This is a genomic window from Thalassobacterium sedimentorum, assembly GCF_031127905.1.
In the GTDB taxonomy this organism is placed as follows: Bacteria; Verrucomicrobiota; Verrucomicrobiia; order Opitutales; family Coraliomargaritaceae; genus Thalassobacterium; species Thalassobacterium sedimentorum.
On sequence record NZ_JARXIC010000019.1, the window covers coordinates 53,822 to 80,397 of the forward strand.

The 26,576-nt window shown below is 51.3% G+C and carries 1 protein-coding gene (cut by a window edge); it reads right to left on the minus strand.

Features of this window, described 5'->3' with window-relative positions; translation table 11 throughout:
- Positions 1-26,492 carry the 5' portion of a LamG-like jellyroll fold domain-containing protein gene (locus QEH59_RS12045; protein WP_308985626.1) on the minus strand. Its footprint begins 17,944 nt before the window's first position, so only the first 26,492 of its 44,436 coding nucleotides appear in the window; the start codon lies at positions 26,490-26,492; its stop codon lies beyond the left edge, outside the window.
- Positions 26,493-26,576 lie beyond the last annotated feature (84 nt).

Sequence of the window (26,576 nt, forward strand, 5' to 3'; positions counted from 1 at the left end):
AATGCATCCTGAATGTCGGCAGCAAGGTCGCGAGGACCATTATTGACCTCTGCGGCAACCGAGTCGGCGGAGAAGCCAAGTGCCGACAGACCACCCGCGACGGATGTTTCAAGTGTGATGGTATTGGTAGTTAAAATACCGATGGGTTGCAGTTCTAATATGCCGTCAACGTTAACGAATTGAACGCGACCACTCATGAGTGTAGAGCGAATACCTTCATTCAGCACATTCACCACCGTTTCGATATCTGGGGTTGATGCGAAGCTCACGTTGACCTCAGCCGAGTCCGCGGCGCCGAAGTTGATTGTAAAGCTCAAGTCTCCGACTAAATCAGCAAAAGTAGGAATTTCATCTGCGATGAGACGACCATCTGTTTCAGAAGCAGCGACCTCGATCTGATATTCGACACCATCAATGATGACCGCAAAGGTGAGATTTGCATCCAAACGACCTGCCGTCACACTACCACCGCCTGCAGTGACCACAGCACCTGCGAGGGTTTCTGTCATGAACTCTTGGTTGGCAGTATCCCAGACACGTGTGGTGAATTCCCAGCGCTGTAAGATGCCATTATAGCGCACCGAGGCAAAGTCTGGAACTTCCCGGCCTAGATCATCCAAATCACCGCCGAGGAAGAGGATGCGATTTTCGCCGCCACCGCCGATGATGATATCATTAAAGGTCGGCACATAAGTTTGATCGGAACCACCCAGAGTTGGCAGTGCATCTGGAATGATTTGGAAAGTATCATTGCCAGTGCCACCGAAAAGAAGGTCGGGTGCTCCCTGATCATAGCCACCAGTGATGACATTATTACCAGCGATACCAAAGATCCAGTCCTCACCATTACCACCTTGTAGACGGTCATCTCCCGCACCACCAATAATCACATCCTTACGGACCTGATTCGGACGCGTGGCCATATCAGTCACAATCGTATCCGCACCATCTTCTAAGACAAACTCGAGCGAATAGATCGTAGGCACTAAGTTTGGTGAACTGACACGCAAGAGATAAGCGACACCTGCTTCGAGTCCATCCAGGCTAATGCTGCTTTCTGACTGCCCGGAAAGGTCGCGTTGAACATATCCCGTTTCACCAATCGCAGTGATGATATCGTATTGAGCCGGTGTATCATTAGAGGAACTGACCTTGAAGGTATAATCACCTGCAGCAAGGCCCTCGAGCGCGAAGGTCACAAATGTCTGTGTATCTGTCGCTCCGATAAATGTGATCGGCGCTCCGTCGGCATCTAAAATCGCATTCCCATCGCTATCAAAGAGCTCCAGTGTGACATTGGCACCATCAATCGCGAGTACGCTGAGACGATCGGAAGTCGTGCCGTCTTCATCGAGCGTAAAGCTGAACCAGTCAACATCACTGCCATTGTGAAGGGTCAGCCCAAAGACACGCGAGTAGCTATCGATCTGAGTCAGGTAGAATGCATCGTCGACTGCGTTATTACCGCCATCTTCTTCCGCTGAATCGGGATTGATGCCTTCCGGAGTTTGGTCTGAGTCAAACGGAGAATCACCACCCGCGGGGAAGAGCGCCAGCCCTAGGCCATCTAATGGCGAGGCACTGATCAACTTAAGAATCGAGCCGGGCCCAGGAGTTTCTGAGAGTGTAAAGCTATACCAGTCGTAGTCATCCGCATTATCAATAGTCAAACCAGTGAGCTCGATGTTGGATGAAATCAGCAGGCTGGATAGTGCGATCTGGTTATTTTGTAAGTGAAGCTCAGTGCGTGCGCTATTTTCGTCTTCTACCTGCACAACTAGCGAGGCGCGCGCACCACCGAATACAGTGACTAGACGGACGCGCCCTTCGAAGAGTGTTGCCCGGACTTGGTTCCCCACATCAGCGTCCTCAAGCGCAGCTTGGATATCGGCAATCAGGTCCAGCGCAGTGTTATTATCCTCAGTGTCGGCTACGCTGATTGTAATGGTGCGGATCGAACCGCCATTAATACTCAGGTCAAAGCTAGCGTCCGAAGTCAAGCGACCATCGACTGGAGCGAGGCCTTCGATAAAGGACGCCGAAGTGGTGCTGGTAAATCCAAGTGCTGATGCGAGCGTGCCTGCACCGCTGACTAGAGTGAGCGTTTGCACATCAGCCCCCGCCAGCGGTGCTAGGCGGACGAAATCTCCGTTCAGACTGAAAGTCAGCGCATCTGCCAAAGTCCCGCTTGCAGTGCCATCTGATACAGCCGCAAGCGACGCATTCAAATCATCAATCAGATCACTACGAGTCAGGTTGTCCGACACATCGCCTAGAGTCAGCGTATAGTTTGCGCCATTGAGAATCAGTCCGATGGTGCTGCCGACAGGTTGTGCGGTATTTAAGGTTTCATCGCCCTGAACAACGGCCGCAGTATCTTGACCCGTCAGCGCAGCAAGACCAATGAAAGCTCCATCACGGAAACCAAGTTCTGCCAAGGCCTGCTCACTACCAGCGACAGCTGCGATTTCAAGTGAGACCACATCACTGCCAGGAGTTGGTCCAATCGCAAGGCGTCCACCTAGCATCACTGCAACCAAACGACTGGAGAGCCCTTGCTCACTGATAGCGCGATTCAAATCATCTAGCAAATCTTCGACGCTCACATTATCAGCGGTTCCGCTGATTGTAAGGCGAACTGCATCTTCTCCGTTCACACGCAACTCAAACTGAGGCGCGCTGCCATCAGCCGCATCCGTCAGACGGTAATTCAGCACGTCCGGCGCCGTCTCAGCCAGCAACCAAGCGCGACCTAATGAGTACGCAGTCTCTGGAGTATCATTACGTCCACCTTGCTCAGTGCGATCAGGCAAGATGGCATTACCAGACATGGTGTTCACAACGTCGTCACCTGCGCCTGCATCTGTCCATATCGAAACTTGGACTGTGGGCCCGATATTAATCGTATCATTGCCATCCAGAGCATCGATAATGATCGCGAGGTAATCATCCTCAGGTGGCAAGGTGCCGAGTGGTAGATCGTTATAAAGTGCCTCACCCGATGAATCAGTTGCGCTGAAGTTCAGCTTCACCTGTGCATCGAAAGTATAGTTGCCATTATTATTCGTCAGGCGAGTGATCAAATGCGTACCACCAAGCAGACCAGGTTCAGTCACGTAATCGACAGAGATGACATCGTCTGCATTGGTTCCGCGGTAATACCAGACCTTGTCACTTTCCTTGGCATATTCCTTCCATGCATCGTCAGAAAGACCTCCGTCAGCAGATTCCAAAGTTGTGCCATCCGCGCGCCAGAGCGTGTTATCGCCCGTGCCACCGTAGAGGAAGTCGAGTCCAGTGCCACCGTAGAGATGGTCGTCGTTATCGCCGCCCAAGACACGATTCAGGCCAGTATCTTCGAGTTCATAGATGCCGCCGCCATCGTTATCATGTAGTTCACCAGTTTCTGGATCAACATAGACACCGAATTGTGAGATAAACTGAATTGAATTGATCTGTGAAGTGATGGTGATTTGACCACTCGCACTTTGGCCGAAGCTGACGTATTGCTCTAGGCGCACCAAGCTATCATCCGAGTCTCGCACAGTGGCCAACAGCGCATTCAGCTGTCCGACCAGATCTGCAAGGCTGGTATTGTCCACCGTGTCGGCTGCAGCCAGAGTGATCGCGTAGGCACGACCACCATTGAGGCGGATCGTAAAGTTGACGTCCTCATCTAACTGGCCATCGCTGGGGCCGGCTGTCAGTGCAGACAATTCACCGCGGCCAATCATGTTTGGCGCAAAGTTGAGCTCGAGGCTGGTGGCGTCACCGATACCTGAATTCAGTTCGATCAATGTGCCACGGGTTTGTAGCACAATGCGGTTACCTTCACGCACGGCTTCGAGTGCAAGATCAAGGTTTGCGTTGGTGCCATCGCCAAAGGTCGCGTCTGCGATCGCTTCGTTGATATCAAGAATCAACATGTCTATCGTCAGATTCGCACGTGTCAGCGTGTAAGGCACTAAGACATCGATCGGCTGGCCGTCTGTGCCTAAGATGACACTAAAGTGAGCGTCACCGGACAGGATACCTGTCACAGGCGCATCAGCGGCTCCAATCAGGCGCAGCACATCAGCACGATCTACGATGTGAAGGCGATCGAGTTGCGTGCGGAATTCCAAGTTCCCCGTATCGCCCAACACGAAGCGCCCAAATGCCGACAGTCGAGCTGGCTGATTCTGCGTATCCACGGCCTCATCCAGTGCTTGGTTGAGTGTGATGATTAACTGCTCAACAGTCACAAACTGATCCGTCGTGGCCTGTTCGACAGTAATTTGATACACCGCGCCACCGTTAAAACGAAGGTTGAAGGTCAAATCATCAGTGAGTTGTCCATTACTTGGCAGCACCACGCCCGAATCGTCTGAGACGCTACCAAAGCCGTTCCACTCCTCATCATCCGCTAAACCGATGATTGCACCATTACCACCTGTGACTCCACTAATGGTGATTTGTGTGCCCGTCGTGGTGAAAGTCAGACGATTACCTTCACGGCCAGCGACAAGACCAGTCGAGAGGTTGACCACACGACCATCAGCGAGCGTCGCAGCACTCATGGCAGCGTTAATATTCGCAATCAACTGATTGATCGTCGTGTTATCAGCAGTGTCTTCAGCCAGTATGATGACCTCAATCGGATCACTATTTGAACCGAGGAAGATGGCAAAGCGAGCATCATACTCCAAGCGACCATCGAGTGGTAAATCTGCAGTACCAACCAGCCGCAGGGTGCTGCCTGGTTGAGTGGCATCTAGAACGCTGATCGGATCACCATCTGGCAGATGCAGCTCAGATGGTGTGGGCAAGACGACGAGGGTCTGGCCATCGGTGAAATTCAATCCATCAATTGCTGGGTCATTTGGTCCGCCACGGTTAGGATCGTCAGACCATGTGTAGAGTAGATTCTCCCCCTTACCACCGATAAGGTCATCATTACCTTGTCCGCCATAGATAATATCGAAATCGGATGGTGAGCCATCTGCAGGGCCATCGCCCCATAGAATATCATCGCCACCAAAACCAAAAATCACTTCTGAACCGAAGCCACCGAAGACTTGGTCACGACCATTGGAACCAAAGATAATGTCATCATTTGGTCCGCCATCAATCATGCTGACAAAATCACGACTGCGCTCATCCAGCACAGAGACATCGAGTGCGTTCAGTCCTGCCACGAAGCCGACAATATCATCACCCCCCAGGCCGCTGATACGGAACTGCTCGACTAGTGGCGTGCCATCTGTGGCCTTCCAGCTACTAAGGATGACGCGATGATTGTAAAGATCAATGGGACGTGTGACTGGGTCACTCCAAGTATTCAAAATAGAGATTGGATCCACCAAGCTCATGTCGACGCCGTCCTTCGGTAACCACTGTGCGAAATCAACTACCATTTGGCCGATACCGATTTGGAACTCTGCAAAGCCCAAATCGCTCAGGTTATGACTGCCTGCAGACTCACCCGTGAAGTTACTGATCGTCAATGTGGCGCCCGCTCCGAAACCACGTGTGATAAATGCAATCGTTGCGCCACGAGCGACCACTTCAATCTGTCCGCTCAGGGATTGGAAATCACCCGAACCCAGGCTGCTTTGAATCGCAGTATTGAAAGCAGTGATCAATGACTGCAGATCGCCATCACTGGTCACCGTCAGCTCATCTTCGTAAACAGTGCCGCCGTCGGCATGTTGCAGTGTCAGCGTGAAGGTTTGCTGGAAGGAGTAATTAGAAACAGCCACCGCGGATGGCTGAGAACTAATCAGCGCGGTTTCTTCGGAAATGAGGATTAAGTCATTCAGATCCGTGCCTTCGACCAGTAAGATGTCGGTGGCGTTATCGTTCAACACATCATTACGGAACTCATTGCCGTAGAAGCCATCGATCGTATTACCGAATACATCAAAGTATGGCTTCGAATCGAGCACTAAGGTATCGATGCCAGTGCCACCATACATGGTGTCTAGACCGTCGCCGCCTTCGAGCCAGTCACTATCCGCACCGCCCCAAAGCGTATCATTGCCACCACTACCATAGAGGAAGTCTTCACCAGCACCGCCCACCAGCAAGTTACCGCCACCGACTTCCATCGGGCCATAACCTTCGGCACGTTCATTAGGCGCGTAGTTCGGGCCAATCAATGCGGCTCCATAAAGGCTATCATTCCCGGCACCGCCGAAGAGACGATCGCGACGGATATTGCCATAGATAAAGTCATTACCAGCATCACCATGGAGTTCGCTGCCATAATAATTCCACTGATCCACACCATCGGTCGGAGCCCACGCGTAGAGGAAGTCTTCGCCAGCGCCACCATAGACACGTTCACCCAAGGAAGAAGAAGGTCCATCACCATGATCTGAGAATGGCAAGGCATTCGGTCCACGATAGTAAGCGTAGGCTTGGAACGGTGAACTTGGTGTATTGGTGATCGCTTCCTGAACATCCGCGGCATTGGTAAAGCCCTTCAGAATCGTGATTTCAAAGGTCTTGGCATCGAAGTCGAAGTTGACTTCAACTCCATCGAAGTCGGCAGCAGCACCATCAAAATCGACGAAGCGAATCAACCAGCCATAGAAATCTGTAGTGGCTTCGTTGGCACGTAGTTCGATATCATTATTACCACCGTCAAAGGCGAACCATGCGGCACCGTATCCAAGGTCTGGGTTCTGCAGCTTGGCAGTTGTGGTGAGCGACACACTGTCACCGACGAAGGTAATCACGTCACTGGCACCGCCATCACCGTAAAGTCGGTCACTGCCACCTGCGCCATAAATTTGGTCACGACCTGTGTAGAAACCACGTGAGATGAAGTATTCAAATGGATCTGCAGGTGTGCCCACATCGCCAACCTTCATCCATGGGAAGATCGAATCATAGGAACCGAGGAATGGGAAATCACCACGAATGACATCATCGTTCTCACCACCACGAATGACATCGTCGCCACCGCCACCGGTCATGATGTTTTGGCCAGCGCCACCATCGAGATAATCACTCCCTGGGCCACCATCGAGATCGGAATTGCCTCCGCCAGCGAGCAGGAAGTCATCGCCATAGCCACCACGCATGATATTATCACCGTCATTGACTGTGCCAGGTACCACTTGGCCATTCAGGACCTTAGCGGTAATCAAAGGTGGTGTATAGCCTGTTGGATAATCGGCTTCAGCAGCTTCCCAACCTGGTGGTAACTCAAACTTATCCGCAATGGTTTCTCCCTCAAGCACGCGGAATTCAGTCCAGTTGTAAACTTCTAGACCGCCCCAGAGTAAATCACTGCCTCCGTCACCCCAAAGATGATCACTACCAGTATCCCCGACGAGTAAATCATCGCCAGGACCGCCCATCAGGATGTCGTTACCGGAGCCACCGTAAATCAGATCATGACCACCAGAACCTACATGTGTGGAGCGTATACCTTCCACGATGTATTGGCCACCGATCGAGCGCACCTCGCCATTATCACCTAGAATAATATCACTGGCCACGCCACCATCGAGGATGTCATTACCGAAGCCACCGAAGAGGATTTCTAAACCCGAATTCCCGGCGCCCCAGTTAATCACATCATTGCCACCGAAATTCTCCCAATAAACTGTGCCCTCAGTGAGCGGTGTGCCGGCCATCAATTCCGCACGGAACCAAGCCTGACCGACTGAGCCGACACTTGAATCCGAAGCGTAGGACAAATAGGTGCGGGTCGAATCGATTTCTGCGATCCACTCACGAGTAGTGAGATAATCGATTTCACCGCTCAAGCTCTGGCGGACGTAGCCATTATCACCAAAGACGATTTCATCGGTCAGAGGATGTGGCCCACCGTCGAGCGTGGATGGAGTGCTGTAGATGATGTCGCCGCTGACGCCATAGCCACCTTCACGTGTCACATAACCAAACTCGTCGACTGTAATGAAGCGGTTTTGCAAGAGCGCAGGTGCCGCTTGATCCACGCCACCCGAACCCCCAAAGATCAGATCTACACCGCGCCCACCAAAGATGGTATCCGCACCACCTTGGTCTGGATAGAGCGAGAAGAGATCTCCATCACGAGCGCTCTCGCGATAGTAAATTGCCGATCCATGATCACCAAAGATTGAGTCATTGCCTTCATCACCGTCGATGTAGTCGTTACCAGTGCCACCAATGATTAGGTCATTGCCAATATTTCCAGTAATCAGGTCATCACCACCAGCATCTGGATGCACCGAGTGAACCATCGAAAGTTTGTTGAATGCATTACGCTCAAAGAACGCCATGTCGCCGACCAGCACACTATTGCCAGGTCCGGCGGTGATGGTGTCTGCGCCAGGACCACCTGAGATGAGGTTGGTGCCCGTGCCACCATCGATCCAGTTATTACCACCAAAGAGCGGATCCGTGGAAAGTGCGTTGGCAAAGAGGATACGCTCATTGGGCACGACCACATCGATCGAGACATTGCGGTAAGTGGTGTAATCCAGCAGTGCCCAAGCACCAAAGATCAAGTCACGACCATCATCCATGGTGCCGCCCATGAGACGGTCATCGCCATGCCCTCCAATTAAGGTGTCGTTGCCACGGTTACCAAAGAGATCGATCAAATCGTTACCGCCATGATCGGCATCCTGTGAGCGTAAACGTAAGATGGTATCATCTGCGTCACGCTCGATGTAAGCACCGTCACCTGTGATGGTGTCGTCGCCACGACCACCGCTGATGATATCACCACCACGGCGCAAAATCATCTGACCACTCATGTCAGCACTTGGAAGATATGGCAGGTCCATTCCGACCCAATTAATGGCTTCGAGCGTTAAGACATCCCCGTCAACAGCTACAATTTTAAATAGGCCGTCATTCGCAGTATCCGAATCAAAGTCAAAGAAGGCCACTTGATTGACGAGCAGGCCATGATTCTCAGTGGTCACCGTCAACACACCATTCAGGAAGCGGAAGCTGCCAGTCAAATTCAGGCCACCGGTCAGATCCGAATGACCGCTACCACCGATGATAATATCTGCAGCCGATCCGCCAATCAGAATGTCACTGCCCCCAAAGGCAGGATCGGTTGTCCAAAGGTCGTTGGCTTCCGCACTGCCATCCGCACGCACCACGACGCCATTATCACCGATCAAGATGTTGGAAACGGACTCCCATCCGCCATGAATGATATCATCGCCAGTGCCACCGATCAGGATGTCGCTATCACGACTTGCTGTTGGGCGTAAGCCTTCAGCCACATTAATCAGATCATTGCTGCCCCATTCTGGGAACAGAGTTTGCATGCGGAGCACTTCCAGCGCGTTACTGCGGATCACATAGCCATTTGTGCCGATAACGATGTCATGACCACGGTCACCATTGAGCACGTTACCCAGATTCTGGCTATTGGGTGTATCGTAATGGTGCATGGTACCACCGATGATGATATCGTCACCGGAGCCACCGTTGATCAAATCTTCGCCGCCCATAGCTGGATCAGTCGACCAGAAATCAAATGATGATCCAGTCTCCAAGGTTCGGCTGCCAGACGTGGTTGGAAGCGACTCGTAAAGATCTAGCGTAGTGCTGGAATTAATCGAGAATACGGCCGCTCCATTACCACCGAAGAGAACATCGGCACCACTGCCACCGTTAATAGTATCGTTGCCCGCACCGCCCAATACATAGTTCCGTGCACTGCCACCAGCATTAATGATATCGTTGCCTGCATAGATATCGCTACTCTTCGACTCAAGGACTAGTGAGTTGAGCGCTGATCCACGATGGAAGCGTCCATGATCTCCTAGGATGTAATCCACTCCACTGCCACCTTCAACGGTATCGTTACCGCCACCAGCCATGGTCAGGTCGAAACCATTTCCTGTAATGATCTCATCGATACCATGATGATCGTCATAAGTGGTGATTACATCGTAGAATTCGCTGTATGTGCCCCAAGCGAAACCGTATCCGACCACACCGTGATCACCGAGTAAAATATCATCCCCATTCCCTGCAGTAATCGCATCATCGCCCTCACCGCCCATGAGCACGTTGTTACCTGAGGTCGCGGTAATGGTATTGTGGCCGCCGTAGATGGTTGAGCGAGTGAAGGCCCCGGAGTCATATACTTCACCCGACGCAATACCAGTCAGCTCACCGCTGTTAAAGATTACACGACCTTGGTTACCTAGAATGATGTCATCGCCGCTCGCTCCATGCAGCGTATCGCTACCAAATCCGCCCAAGATGATATCACGGTCTGTGCCGCCTTGCACTGCATCATTCCCACCATCTTGTGGTGCGATGGACGCAGCCATGGAAAGTAACTCAGGATCCGCCAAGCTAGTCGCGGTGGTTTCTACATGCGCGCTATCCCCAAAAATCACATTCAATCCAGCCGACACTGTAATTGTATCAGAATTGAAACCACCAATCAGGATGTCATCGCCTGAACCGGCGCTTAAATTGTCGCTGCCTCCACGGCCTGTATCAATCGATGTATAAACGCCTTCGCTGAAGGATGCAGAATCACCCAACAAGATATTATCACCTTGGCCGCCATCAATTGTGTCATCACCTAGGCCGCCGACGATAATCGAGTTACCGGTAGCTCCGTTGGCACGGTCATCGCCCGCATACACGTCATTGACGAGACTACTTCCAGCCACTGCGGCTAAACTTGAATTCCGTTCAACCGTTCCGTTGTCCAAAAGAATGACACTCCAGCCTGAGCCTGCAGTCACATCGTCATCATCCGATCCAGCAATTACGATATTCGCACCCGCACCCGTGTTGATTATATCCTGACCGCCGTAAACCATGTCAGTCGAGCTGAGGTCAAATCCTGCAGAGCCACGCACACTAATGTGACCATTGTCACCGATGATCGTGTCGTTACCGTGACCACCAGTAATGTCGTCGTTGCCCACACCCGCAATCACGGAGTTATTCCCCGAGCCGACCTCTATTGTATTATCCCCCCCCAAGGAAGGATCCGTTGACCACAGGGCAATGATATCACCTGGGGCATCACGTTCGATACGGCCAGAATTACCGATAATGAAGTCATTGCCGGTACCGCCTAGAATGGTGTTATCCCCCAAGCCGCCGAAGTGAATATCAGTGCCACTTCCCCCCGTCAAAGTATCCGCTCCACCGATGCTTGCGTCAGTCGTCCAAGCATTCCACGCATCACTTGAACCATCAGCGAGTACCGCCACGCCGTAATCACCGAAGAGTATGTTGTGTCCAGAAGTCACTGACAGCTCGTCAGCGCCTGAGCCACCAAAGACGATATCATTACCAGCCCCAGCGCGAACGATATCGTTGTCGCCATAGCTAGTGCTGATGGTGTTAGCGCGAACGACGATGCCATCTACTAGGTCGGCTTCACCGTGATCACCAAAGATCACATCATCGCCAGAACCTCCGTCGACTTCATCTTCACCATTGCCAGCGACAATCAAATTACGCCCGGCAGTGCCAGCGATAACATCAGAGCCACCTTCATCTCGATGGGTAGTGCCAAAAGCAATTAAGCGCCCAAGCGTATGGTTGTAAGTCGCGGTGACATTATCTCCAAAAATGCTATCATTGCCGCTGCCTCCCGTGATCTGATCGCCTCCTAAGCCACCCATCAATAAATTGTTACCGCCAGTAGCACTCAGTGTATCATCGCCTGCAAAATTGTTATAAGCAGCCACTGAATTGACGCGATAATCTGAAGCGATCTGAACGGTTACGTTATCACCGATAAGCACATTGTTTGAGGCACCTTGAGCGACTAGCTGGTCATCCCCAGCGCCACCGATCAGAAGGTTATCTGCTCCGCCTGCGATGATGTAGTCGTCGCCGCCTGTTGTAGAGTTCACTGTGACTGCACCACCGACGACGCTACCATAATCACCGATTAGGATATCGTTACCACTGCCACCTGTAATGCTGTCGTCCGCACCGCCACCGAAAACGATGTTACGGCCAGCGTTAGCGGCAATCGTGTCGTTCCCTTCATTAGAGCCTGCGAATGCACTCGCGCTTGATTCGCTGCCGAAGTCACCGTAAATGACATCGTTGCCTGTGCCGCCAGTAATCTCGTCGTCACCCGCACCACCGAAGATCCAATTGTTCCCTGCGGTCGCCGAAATTTCATCATTACCGGTGCCACCGTAAATCACGTCGTTGCCGGAACCGCCAATGATTTCATCATCGCCAGCGTCTCCATAGACGAAATTGGTGCCATTATTCACGGTGATCTTGTCGTCGCCGTTTCCGCCGTAAATCTCATCATCACCCGAACCACCGACGATGGTGTCGTTACCATCGAGACCGTAGATTAAATTGTTACCCGCATTGCCGTAGATGGTATCATTACCGTCGCCGCCTTCGATGTAATCATTTCCGATGCCACCGGTGATGGTATTATTACCTGTTTCACCGTAAATCTTGTTCTGTCCTGAAGTGCCGTAAATGACGTCATTGCCCTCACCCGCATAGATGCTGTCGTTGCCTGTGCCGCCGTAGATAGTGTCCTTGCCGGAACCGCCATAAATCGTGTTATTACCAGAATCGCCGTAGAGGTAGCTATTACCACTGCCTGCATGCACAATAATATCATCGCCAGTGCCCGCATGGACATTGACTGAAGACGTCACCGACTCATCGATAAAGAGGAAGTCTGTGCCTTCACCAAGATCGCCCTCAATCGAAGTCACACCAGTGAAACGTTGCTCAAAACCAAGGCCACGCACAATCGTCGTGTTGCCCTCTTGATAGACGCCGTAGGAATCATCAATCAACTTCTCGTAAAGGCTGCCCTTATAAGAAGCGCGAGAACCGGTGTTGAGAATCAGCTTACCGCCTTGCTGTGTCGCAAGAACTGGTGGAGGTCCCCAAGACCAAGCCACGGATCCAGTCATATTGACTGGTCCCACACTAATCGAAATCTTGCCTTGCCCGGTATTAGTGGTGATCGCGACACCAGCGAGAATTGAAGCTAAATTGATACGAATCTTGAAGAACCCGAAGCTGATAGAGAAACGAATCCCACCGAAAATCTCAGCGGAGAAGGAATCATTCGAGAACATGATTTCAACACCACCGTAGAGTTGGAACGGTCCCATGGGGATGGTAAACTCAGCTCTACCGGTCACACTAAAGGCACCATCCGAACGGAAATAACCACTCACGTTGATGTCGATAACGTTGAAGAAGTTGATCGACAAACTGTCGATACGCACCTCAAACAAATTATTGACCAATGTGATGGTGAGCTCGCCATCGCCCTTAAAGAGCAGCATCGAGACCTCGGCACGCACCTTAATCATGAAACTGTTAGCCGCAACATCCGTCTCGGCAACTGTTTGAACCTGATTACTCGTATTAATTTGCAGTGTGAACTGGCCGTCGATGCTAATCGGACCAAGGCCCAGACCAGCCTGAATATCAATGAGCAAGACTAAATCGCCACCCGCCGTAATGATGGCACCTCCCTTGGCATTTAAGCGTCCAAAGCCACCGAGTGAGAAAGCCGCTTCCAACTCAAGCCGGAATCCTTCGGAATTAATTTCCATTTCGAAACGACCTGACATCGTAATGAAGCCCGCCACTGATAACTCACCTGCAATGAGCACATAGAATGATTCCGCAACAATCACTTCGTCGGTGAAGCCAATAATCTGTCCGGTCTCGGTATCAATATCCAAACCGAGCACATTCTGCGCTTTGGTCGTGGTGTTAATTTGAATACGAACGGTGCCATTTAATTCAAAAGGAGCGCCATTACCACCGATGAGAGGCACATCCCCCGAAGTGATCGTCACACTGCCATAAATACCGCCATCCTTAAAGCCCAGTGTGCCGGCGGCTCCCAGTGGATTCAACAAGGGCATATCCAGAATCGCACCGATTGTCAGCTTCATCTCATTATCTGCGATGAGTATGCCAAAAGTACCTGTAAACTTCAGCGCATCATCAAATAGGCCGAGTGAGCCATCTCCGTTGATTGACAGATAGAAATCAACTGGCGCGTCGCCACCTGGTGGAATTGCTGAGATCGTCAGAGTCTCAAATCCGACTCGATCAACGAATTCTTCCGGCACAGTATAAGTGACGTCTTCACCTGTGCTGTTAATGACCAGTTTTAATTCCTCGAGACGAAGCTCAACCACATCTCCAAGGTCGAGTTCTCCGTCCGAAACAATCGCCTGCAAGGCAAGTCCCGCACTATTCACGACAACGAGTGCCTGCACATCGACGTTGAAGTTAAAATCGTCGACGCCGATCGTTGCCTGGCCATCGAAGAAGAAAGTAAAGGCATCTTCTGTGAGCTTAATCTCAATGACCGCATCTGCATCCAGAACATCTAGGATATTCACGTTCACCGCGCCCGCGACACGGATCAGGAAGCCATCGTAGTCAATCCGGATAGGATGCTCCGGATTAGCAGTTTCGATCTCATAATAGCCATCTTCCATAGCTGAGAAATCAACTACAGTGTCTACGCTAAATCCAGAATCGCCGCCGACCGACAAGCCGGCATTCAGCATAAAGTTCAAATCAGTCGCCTCAAGTGTAACACCTGGAATATTAACTAGGCCTGCCGTTTGTAGATCAGCCCGCACCGCAGCATAGACACCAACTGACCCCGAGGATACGTTCGTGTCCAGCATGATGACTGCACCAATGTTTAAGCTGTCGACTGCAAGACCAAACGCGCTGCTGCTGGTCGAAGAACCATCAATACGACCGGTGGAGGCATTCGCTTCCCAATATTCGCCGAGACCAATGAAACCGTAGACATCAGCGATGCCGATCGCGAGTGAGGTTACCGTGCGTGTTTCACCCGTTGAGAGTGTCACGACTTCTTCACCGCGTTTAGTAAAGGCCATCGATCCACTGATCTGCATGACTTCCGCCAACATACCGTAAGCGTAGCCGACTTTGATCTGAATGATCTCTTCAGAGAAATCTAGGTAAGCTGGATTCGCTTCGTCACCAGTCTTCACTTCCAGCCCCGCTGCGCCGAAGTTACTCTCCTTAGTCAGATTAATATAAGGCATCGGCAGGAAGACAGATGCCGCTGGTAAACTGCTCAAAACGGATGTGTTGATGTTAATTTCAACATCTTCGATTTGGACATCTAAGAGTGAGCCCATACCAACGAGTGAAGCACTCTCAACGGATGCTTTAACTGCGAAGAATTTTGGTAAAAAGCCTGTGGGATCGGCTGTTAATGACATCACTGCCATTGCAAAATCAACATTCTCGATCGAAACCCCAATCGCGTCCTCATTAATGGTATCCACTTCACCATCACCTGTGGTATCTGCACGATATGGACCACCAATCCCGGCGAAGCCGTAGACGTTGCTCGCACCAATCGTCATCATCTGAACTTCTTGAGCGACTGTGGGAATACTCAATTCACTGAGTAAACCAGGCTCAATATCCACCACCGCAGTTGGGCCCATTTCAAAGGCAAAGGAACCACTCAAATATAAGAAATCAAAGACCTCGATTGTCGCGAAACCGATTTCAACACCAATCCGTGTGTTACCATCGAAGTCGAGGTAGATGGGATTTTCTGGATCACCCGTATTCACGCGGAAACCAACAGGAACCTCTTCGACCGCATCCCCTGGGAAGCTGGACTGGAAATCAAGAGCTGGTGAGTAAGGCAGCCCGTTCACCCAACTGCTACCCATGTTCAAGTTAAAGCGGATGTCACGGCCAGTGACCTTCATAATCTCAGTCGCACCTGCTTGGAAGATGAAGTCCGAAGCGGACGCAGTCGCAGAAATCAAGGTTGGGAAGCCTGGGATGGGGTAAGCAAGTTTGAAAATACTGACTGCGAAATCGAGGTCTTCGACGGCGAATCCAAAGAAGTCATCCTGCTCGTCAAAGGCACGATCGAAGTCAAAATCTCCGAACCCAGCGAAAGCACGCAAATTCGAGCCCGCAAAAGTCATTGCTTCCATTGGCAGATTCTCGATGCGAGAGAAATCCTCCCCAATCGTGACGCCCGCCAAGTCAGTCACGGCACTCGCCAAGGAATCCAGTCCCAAATCGCCCAGAGCACCACCTACCGTCGCAGGAATACCCGTTGCCACATCAACATTATAGATGGGGCCTTTTTCAAATGCAAAGGAGCCGTCCAAGTGGAAGAAGTTCGCTATGCTGACCTGTGCATCCGCAATTTCGAGACGGAGCAGTTCGTCACCACTATGATTGAGATAAGCAGGAGCAGCTCCCGTTTCAACCGCAAGTGCTGGTAAGGTAACAGTCAGGCCTTCGAGTATCTCCACCGCATTCGCGTTCAGGAATGATACGTCATAACCATCAATACGACTACCAGTGACAACGACGTCTTCCAGTTCCAATCCATTGAGTTCTGCAAAGGCGCTTTGGATCGCAGCAATCGCTTGCTCACTGTTTTGATCCTGAGTCAAATTAAACGTAGTCGAGCTACTCGCGTTCGCAAGGCCCACCTCACCAAAGATACGCGCAGGAATATGAATCAACTCGTGCTCGAGGTCGGCTTCGATCTCGCTACGCACACTGGAGTAAATAGGACGAGCCGACATCACACCTCCAAACAACTCGCCTCCCATATTAACATCGACCGAAACATCTTGGCCAATGATTTCCATCAAATCACCGAAGCCGTAGACACCAAGTTCCTCGGCGGTGATCGCGAGTGAGAAAACATTAGGTGCCTTAAAGAATGCGGGCAAGTCTGCTTTGAAAATGCCCAGCGCGACATCCACATTTTGGATACCGAAACCGACCAAGTCACTTTGCTCGGACAAAGGAAGGTCAAAGTCTGGTGTCCCGGCTCCGACATAGACGGAGATATCAGTAGCACCAAAGCTGAGGCCATTAAATGTCACGTCTGGCATGATCGAATAATCGTCAGGGGCCACACCGAGCGACTCCATCAGATCCAGGAACATGTTAAACTCGTCACCGAGCACTGAGCGCATTAAGTCCTCAAAATTCTCCAGGCCTGAAGGCAGACCAGTCGCCATATCAGCAGTGAAGGTCTCCCCAATCGTCACCTTGAAATCCCCCTGCATGTGGACGAACCCACCCAAATCAATGTGCAGGTCAGGCAATTCGAACGAACCTGTAATACCGTCAATGCCTAAGGATAGGTCGAGCTCACTAAGAGCATCCAGACCATTAGATAACCACTCTGGCGCGCCTTCAGCAGCTTCAGCTAGAAAATCGCCCAAGCCTGCAAGGCTAATCACGGGAATCAAATTCCCCGTTTCAGGCAGCTCAAAGCTAAAGTCAAAATCAGTCTCAAACTCGAAGAGGTCAAACAGGCCGATTCGCCCTGTCATCGCGACTCGGAAGAAGTTAGAATCGAAATCTAAATTCAATAAATCCCCCGCAGTTCCAACGGGAATATTCATACCAACTCCATTATTGATACTAGTGAAATCTACGTAGGTGAATGGAATGGGATATCCTTCCACAAACGCCCCGTTGAATTCAAATACCACATCTTCCGCCTCCAAAGTGACAAAGGGTGATGTGCCCACCAAGCCCGCAAAGTCCGCAGTGGCCGATAATGCGAAGAACTCACCCGGCAAGGTCACACCTGCACCTAAATAGGGTGAAAGCATTGCGAAGGCGAAATCAAGGTCCTCGACTTCGAAACCGATGCGCGTGCCATCAAAATCAACCCCGGCAAATGCGTGAATATCTTTACCAGCGATCGTCAAGACAGCGGCATCAGCCGTCAGTGTTGAGCCAGGCACGCGGAAGTCCACGTCACGGATAACAGTCCTTTGGAAGGTGAAACCACCTTCTAAGGAAAGTATACCAGCAACCTTTGCTGTCGCCGTGCCGACGGTGGCTTCAACTAGCTCCGTATCAAAGTCCAGTAGAACGGGGTCAGTGTCCGTTCCGGTAGGCACGCTATAACCTGTCGTCGCGCCGCCCTGTGTTAAATCAGCTACATAGAGTGGATTCTTGCTAATATTGACACTGACCTCTATATCTTCGAGCGAGAGCTCAATCACATCCGTAAATCCGACAAACCCGACTTCTGAGGCGCTGGCTTTCAGAGCAATGAACTTGGTGCCTGCGACCACATTACTTGCAGGAGCGGCGAGGTTCTGCTTAGCCTGCATCAAGGTAAGGCCGAAAGTTAGGTTATCGACGACCAATCCCACCGCATCTTCATTCGGCTCACTCAACACACCATCATTGATGGTGCGGTATGGACCATTCAAACCGATGAACGCCTGAACGTTACTTGCGCCCACTTCGATGGTATCGACCTTTACATTATCAATCTGTGTGCCACCTAGGCTAGTCACACTGATGAATGAAGTGCTGCCTTTAGTAAATGCGAAGGATCCTTGTAGATATACGAACTCAGAAATCTGCAAGATCGCCTCGTTCATGCTGATGCCAATCGTTTCGCCAGCAAGATCCATCAGAATCGGATCGCCACCTGTCGGCACTTCAAATCCGTTTGTCTCCGGGAAGCTGGTCAACCAGTTAATCGGCGAAGCCACACCACTTGCGGTGTTCAAATTGATTTCGGCCCCAGCAACCGACAATTGGAAATCCTCTGCATCCAGGCCATAAACCGCAATTGTATCGGCTGATGCACGGAGTGCAGTGTATTTATTCGCGCCAGATTTAATTTGAATCAGACCGAAGTCGATATTCTCGGCACCGAAGCCATAGAGGTCATCAGCTTGCTCGGCGAAAGACAGGTCTAGGTCAAGTCCTTCAGCCGCGTATCCAACAAAAACGTCAATATCCGATCCTCCGATGACAAAGCCTGCGGCGTTCGCAATCGGTAGACCATTCTTAGCCAGTAATGAATTTCCAAAGCTGGCTTGTTCAAAGGCAATCGAACCGCGCAGGTATACAAACTGAGAGATGGTCAAAGTCGCTTCTCCGACATAAACTCCGAAACGCTTGCCGCTATAATCAAATGTCACTGGCTCAGCACCTGTGGCCACTTCGAGCGAATGATTGCTGAAGTCCAATGCCATCGAGCCCGAACTACGATTCATCTCGATGCTGGTATCCTCAGCCGACAATTGGAAGTCCTCTGGATCGAAACCATATACTGCCAATTCGCCGATCTCCGCCTTCAAAGCTTCGTAGCTAACACCCGAGCTATCTTTCACATTAATATAGCCAAAGCTAACACCGTCTGCACCCAGGCCATAGAGTGAATCGGCTTGTTCCGCGAGTGTCTTGCTACGATCAATGCCGCCGTCCGCATAACCGACGAAGGCTGTGATAGCTTCGCCACCGATTGAGAAGCCCTTCGCACCGAGCACCGCATTGACTTCCAGTGGACCGTTACGAAGTGTATTGCCGTAGCTAGCTTTTTCGAAACCAATGGCCCCAGTGAAGTAGGCAAAATCACCGATCGCTAGAGTCGCATTGCCAGCATAGACACCAATTTTTGAACCTGTGAAATCAAGAACGACTTCCCCCGTGGAACCGAGTGCCAGACCGTTTTCTCCGAAGCTGGCGAGGTAATCAATTGTGGAGCCTCCGTCGGGGCCCCGATTAATCTGAATTGATAGCTCATCAAACGAGAGTTCAAAGGCATCGGAATCAAAGCCATAGAGCTCGGCTGTATCCATGTTGGCTTTGAAGCTAGTGTAAGATTGACCACCGACCTTGGTCAGCAGAAGTCCAAAGTCTACCCCTTCGACTCCAAATCCGTAGAGATCACTCGTTTGGTCGGCAAAGCTCAGTTCGCTATCAATACCACCGTCTGCATAGCCCACGAAGGCGTCGATACCTACACCCGTGATGGCCAGCATGCTGCTACTCACGCCAGCAGGCAAGCCACTGGAAAGGATGAGCGGTGTCGTGGATTCTGAACTTTCGAAACCGAAGCGACCATTGATATAAACAAAATCGAAGAGATGGAAACTAATGTCCGCCTCTGCACGCAGCAACTGGCCACGCGATCCTTCCATAGTCAGCTCAATGCTGGACTCCGCTCCGGTAGGTATCGAAAACGCTTTCTCGCCAGCATCACCATTGAAATCAATGACTGTGTCGCCTGCCAGGCTCGCACGATTCATTTCGATCAACACATTCTGCCCCGTAGGTAGGTAATCGCTCAATCCGACAAACCCGAGACTCTCTGCAGATGCAGTCAGTGCACTCCAACTGCGTGCGCTGTTATTGCTATCAGCGAAGAGCGCTAGACCGAAGGCAATATTCTCTAAACTTAGGCCAGTCGCATCCGCAGTGCCATACCCTACGCCTGCAAAGATATCGATCGCGGAACCGCCAATCGTGAGCACACGTGTGTCCACTGAATCACCCACTGCGAGATCAACTGTAGCTGTCGTGTATTCCAGCGCTACGTTGCCAGAAATATGAATAAAATCGAGGATATTGGCCTCTACCTCATCGAGCGAGAAGCCGATATCACCAGCTGCGATGTCGTCACTAAACTCGTAATTCAAGGAAGTTCCAATGGAGAGCGTGCGGCCAGCTACGATGCCCTCACCAGTTTCGGAGGCGTAGCGCACTGTCACGCGACCGACTGTAAGATCAGCAATCGGTCCCAATGCGAATTCGAATTCGCCCTCACTGAGCTCAAAAGCAAAATTGGTATCACTCACAACCATACCAAAGGATGCATTGATCAGGCGGGCGTAGATGTTCTCGCTGATGTCAAGTCCGGTGGTGAGCTCTGTTCCAATCGCGATGATCTCGCCGTCGCTCATGCTGAACCCGAGATTGCCTTGCAGATTGACGAAGCCGAGCACATCCGCTCTGAAATCGTTAACGGCAAAGGCTACCGTGCCCGCAGCGGCATCGGATCCGATGGTATACGACAAACTGCCTGCTTCGATCACATCACCTGCAGCAAAGCTACGACCGCTGTCAGTGTATTGAACAAAAACTTCGCCCGCTTCTATATTCGCGAGTGGCCCCAATGCCAGCTCAAGTGAACCTTCAGAAATTTCGAAGCCAAAACCATCCTCATCTGAAACAAGGCCGAAAGCTGCGTCTTGAACTTTAACATAGACAGAATCACTGACTTCCAAGCCAGCGGATAACTGAGAGCCCACGGCAGTAATGGATGTGCCCACTTTACTAAATCCGATGTTACCGCGCAAACTGACGAAGCCGAGCACGTCTGCTTGGAAGTCTGCGATGCTGAAGGCAATCGTGTTGGCCGCAATCGCGCCGCTAAAGTCATAAGTGATTCCACCCACATTCAGAGTTTCATGGTCGGCGGCAATCTCAGTCGTGCTATTAGTATATTGAACTGTGACACTGCCGATCTGCACATTGGCCAAAGGTCCCAGTGCGAGTAGAACGCTGCCACCTGTCGTTTCAAATCCGAACCGATCCTCGCCGGCAATCAGTCCAAAACCTGCACCTGACAAGCGCACATAGACCGAATCACTGATCTCTAAAGCCGCTCCGACATTGTCACCTACAGCAACAATGTCGGTGCCGACCTTACGGAAGCCGATGTCACCTTGAAGTGTGACGAAATCCAATACTTCCGCCCGGAAGTCGCTCACTGCGAAGGCGACTGTATTGGCAATAATTGCTTCTTCGAAAGTATAGTTCAAGCCAGCAACTTCGATACTATGATCTTCCTCAACTACAGTGGTCGCATTTGTGTATTGCACGAACACCTGCTCAGCTCCGACTTCAGCCAGTGGTCCAAGCGCTAAAGTGAGACTGCCTGAGCTCAATTCAAAGGCAAAGGCGCCCTCACTATCACTGTATAGTCCGAAATTGGCTCCATCAACTCGGACGTAGACATCATTGCTCACAATCAGTGCTGCCGAAATATTTTCGCCCATTCCAACGAACTGGCTCGCGTCCCCCTGCGTTGCGCGACCAAAAGCAAAGACACCATTGATGGTCACAAAATCGGCAACTTCGATCGTCAACTCAGCCCGAACTTCTTCCAAGTTTCCGCGACTGCCATCCATATCTATGGTGAATGTCGAATCGGGCCCGGTCTTAACGACGAGCGCTTGCGCCGCATAATCCACGACCAATGTCCGAGCGGGCACCGCTGGCTTGACATTGGTGAAACCTACGACGCTCTGCTCAAAAGTGACTGCAACCGGGGCCGTTTCGGTGGTCACCACCAGAGCGTCGAGGCTTTCGCCCGCCCAGCTGCCATCGAAACGAATTTGCAAAGCACGGTGAGTCCAAGCAACGACGACTGCACTCGCAGTGCTCAGCTCGGCAAAGGCTTCGTTCAGGGCAAGTTGCACCGTTGCCTTATCAGCGCTAAGTGCGATGAGATCGGTCGTATACGTCTGACCATTATAGGTCAGAGACAGAATGAATCCGAGTGAATTGTCCTCAGAGATAATGGTCACCTGTTGCTCTTGGCCGCCAGCAGCTTGACCTTGAGTGATCAGATAAGGAGTCACTTCTGCAAGTTCCAGATTACTGAAGTGTGTCGTAAAATCACCAACATCCACGCCTGCAAGCTCGCCACCGAAGAGAATATCATAACTGCTGACACCATTGCTGGAAACATCTCCGTTGAAGCTCACACTGACATTACCAGCTCCAATACCATCCATCGCTTCAAGCGCGGTTTCGATCGCGGCCGCCATCGCGGTAGAATCCGCAGTGTAGAAGATGCCGTCTGAGAATTCGCCATTTAGTTCAATTCTAAAGAATCCACTAGGCTCAGTGCTCGCAGGATTGAGTGCCACTTGCAGCGTGTTAATGTTACGTCCAACAAAGCCAGCACCATCAAAGGTAATGAGATAAGCACCATCCGTATCGCTGGTGACTGTAACCGTCGACTCTAGGACTGCATTGAGTGCTGTCTGGACAGTTACGGCATCCGCACCGAAGAGAATGTCTGCTGTCGTATAAGATTGATCGCCATCTGTCAGTGTCAGTGTGAAATCGCCCGTGGCTGACGTATCGATCAATACACGTTGAGTTTCTCCAGTCGATCCGTCACCGCCCTCTTGTAAATTCAATGGATTGATCTCACCCGAATTAAGATTGTTGGTGACAATCATGTCAGGGATGTTTTGCCCAGCCATTGCCCCGACAAATGTGATGTCATAGCGATGTCCATTATCCACACTGCCAAAAGTCACTTTAATGTTGCTGCTGGCCGTGTTCAGCAGTTGAGCAAATGCCTTACGAATATTCGCCCGGTTATTAGTGATGTCACTCTGTGTAAAACGAACACTCACTCCAGCTCCCAGGCCTTCCAGTTGTAATATGTATGTGCCACGCGAAGCAAAAGGTGTGGTAAAGTGAAGTGCTTTGATTTCGCTCCCACCCGAGCTTGCTTGGCTCATAGTGCTGATTTCCAACACCACTGGTTGAGGCGCACCATTTTCAGTCACGATAGTGATGCGCTTAAGTTCAGCCTCGGCAGCGGTGGGATCCACAGTAGTTTCTACATTTGTACTTGGAGTCGCGGCAACTGTGTCAACCACGAGACCAGCGACATCCGTGCCAGCAAGATCGCCAATGAACTCGATGACATAACCTTCGATTCGGTTCCCCACGATGCTGACATTGCCTGCACCAATTCCTGTGAGCGCCTCAAGCGCACCAGTAATACCTGCAATCACATCCGCATTACTGGTAGTGCCAGCAATGGTGGTGCTCGCAGTGCTAGTAGCACGTGAAAAATCGAGATTCCCCACAAATCCGATTGGTAGCATAAGCTCCCACTGAGTATTCTCAGTAGTGATGACTTCTGGCTCAGCATCCAGTCTAATGCCATGATTCACATTGACCACCATATCCTCGACTTGGAAGGTCAATACGTCAGCTCCAATGAATGCGGCTAGCCCCGCACTGGCTTGCAATGAGGTAAACTTATGATCCGGCTGCGCCTTATCACTGATCAATGCGAGCGCGAAGTCGGCTTCACCTAAGCTTAAACCAACTGCATCTTCGGTGCCACCGCTCACACCCGCAAAGGCATCGATGTGACTACCGCCCAACGTCAGCACGCGCGCTTCGATCTGACTGGTTTCACTACCATCGTTGAGCGTGAGTGTTTGATCCTGAAGCTCAAAGGCAAAACCGCCACTGACTTGGAAGAAGCCAAAGACATCGATATCTAGGTTCCCCGAAGCACTAATTAAGGACCCAGCGCTACCATCCATATCCAATGTCAGTGCGTCCCCCTCATTTGGGCCGGTCACAATTGTTAAATCTGTGGCTGCATCGCTGTAGTCAATGACCTGGCCGCTGGTGTCTGCCTGATTAACCGCAATCGCTAAAGTATCCGCAGCAATGGTCAGCCCCTCGATTCCAACAAAGTCGACCTCGCCCGCACTGCCTTGCAGTGATACCCATTTACGGCTGGGGCTCGCTTGCGACGCTTGTAACGCAAGGGCAAATTCTACGCCCACGGCCTGCAAACCAAGCGCATCCTCACTGCCGCCATTTAAACCGATAAAGGCTGAGAGGTTTGTGCCACCGACTAATAAGCGATCCACATCGACCTCTTCCTCATCTGCTAGCACCACTTTACCGATTGATTGCTCAAAGGAAAGTGAACCAGTCACGGTAAAGAAGTTCGCCACATTCAGCACTAATTCACCCGCAGCACGTGTCAATTCACCTAAAGCACCGTCAGCAATCAATTCGAGTGTGCTATCGGGGCCGGTGGCGATTTCGTAAGCGCTCTCAGAGAAGTCGGCGACTAGGTTACCTTCCCCTCGATTGATTTCGACTTGTAGGTTATTCGACTCAACGGTCAGGTCGGGCACACCAACGAAGGCAACTTGTCCCGCAGTGGCCCGCAAGCTGGTAAAGCTACGTCCGGGGCCACTGGTCTCATTAAAGAATGCGAGACCAAAGTCCACATCGCTAAGCAACAGTCCCAATGCATCGGAAGTGTTACCATTCAAACCGGCGAAGGCATCCACACCACTCCCTCCTAAAGTGAGTAGATCGACATCAATCTCGGAGCCATCAGAAAGTGTGATCGTGTCGCTGGACTTCTCGATGGCGAAACCACCATTGACCTGGAAGAAGCCAAACACATCAATCACTAGATTGCCGCTCACCTGTAGTAGTGGGCCCATACTGCCATCGACTGTGACGTCAAAAGTGCTTGCTGGTCCGTTGAGGACAGCGATCGGCGCATCCGAAAAGTCGAGCAAGCTACCGTCTGTAGCCGCTTGATTCACGGTCACGGCCAGAGTGTTTCCACTCAAAGTCAATCCATCGACGCCAACGAATGAAGCACTCCCAACCGTTGCTTGTAATGTGGTCCACTGACGTGCATCAGCCACTTTTTCCTTAGCCAAAATTAGCGCTAGATCAACATCGACCAAGTCAAGCCCCAGTGTGCCACCCACTCCAGCAAAGGCATTCACACCACTGGCACCGATTGTCATGAGTTCAACTGAAACATCAGCGGTCACTGCATCCTGGTAGACTGGAACTGTGGCATCTGACTTCACAAAGGCAAAGCCGCCTTCAAGTTGAACAAAGCCGAAAACGTCGATATCGACATCACCACTGACTTCTAATAATGCACCACGCGTGCCATCGAGGTCTAAATCCTTAGTCACTCCTGGCCCTGTCACGACTTCGACCGGGTTTGTGGCGAGATTCGCGATCTCAGCACCTGTGGAGGCTTGATTAATCGCAACCGAAATAGTGTCACCAGAAACTGTGAGACCTTCAACACCTACAAATGCAAAGCTGCCAGCGGTGGCTTGTAGTGTGGTCCAAGTGCGAGTCGGGTCTGTTTTATCCGCAAAGAGGCCGAGGGCAAAATCGAGCTCGCTCAACTCAAAGCCGAGTGCATCACTGCTGCCACCGGCGAGTCCGGCAAAGGCCGAAACATTATTCGCGCCCAGTGTTAACTGATCTACGACGACCTCCGTCGCTGCTGGATCACTTAAAGTCAATGTGCCCGTGCTCTTGCTCAGGGCAAAGCCTCCACTCACGGAGAAGAAGCTGAAAAGATGAATGAAAAGATTGCCGGAGATTTCAAGTAACTCGCCGCGGCTGCCAGCCATATCGAGTGCCAAGGTTGAATCCGCTCCGGTGCGGACGTCTAAGTTGCTATTTGTATAATCGACTAAGGTTTCATCGACTGCAGCGCGATTGACTGCAACGGTCAGCGTATCACCGCTGATCTCGATACCTTCGATCCCTTCAAATCCACCGCTGCTCGCATTGGCTTTTAGGCTGGTCCAAGAGCGAACGGTCTCTCCTTCGTCGACGTTATTCTCTGAAAGAATCGCGAGTGCAAAGTCGACAGCCTGTAGACCAAATCCTAAAGCTTCAGCGGTGCCTCCGTTGATGCCGACAAAGGCATTCACTCCGCTGCCACCGACAGTCAATTTATCGACCGCAGCAACATTGCCATTATTTAAGACGACTTGATCACTACTTTTCTCAAAGGCGAAACCACCATTGACGGAGAAGAACCCAAAGACATCGATATCAAGGTTGCCTGAGGCAATGATTAACTCCCCGTCCGCGCCATCCATATCAAAGATCACGGCGTCCGCCTCATTTGGACCAGTCGCAACAGTCAAGTCTGTCGCAGCGGCACTGAAGTCTATGACCTGGCCACTCTCATCGGCCTGATTGATTGCAATCGATAATGTATCCGCACCAAT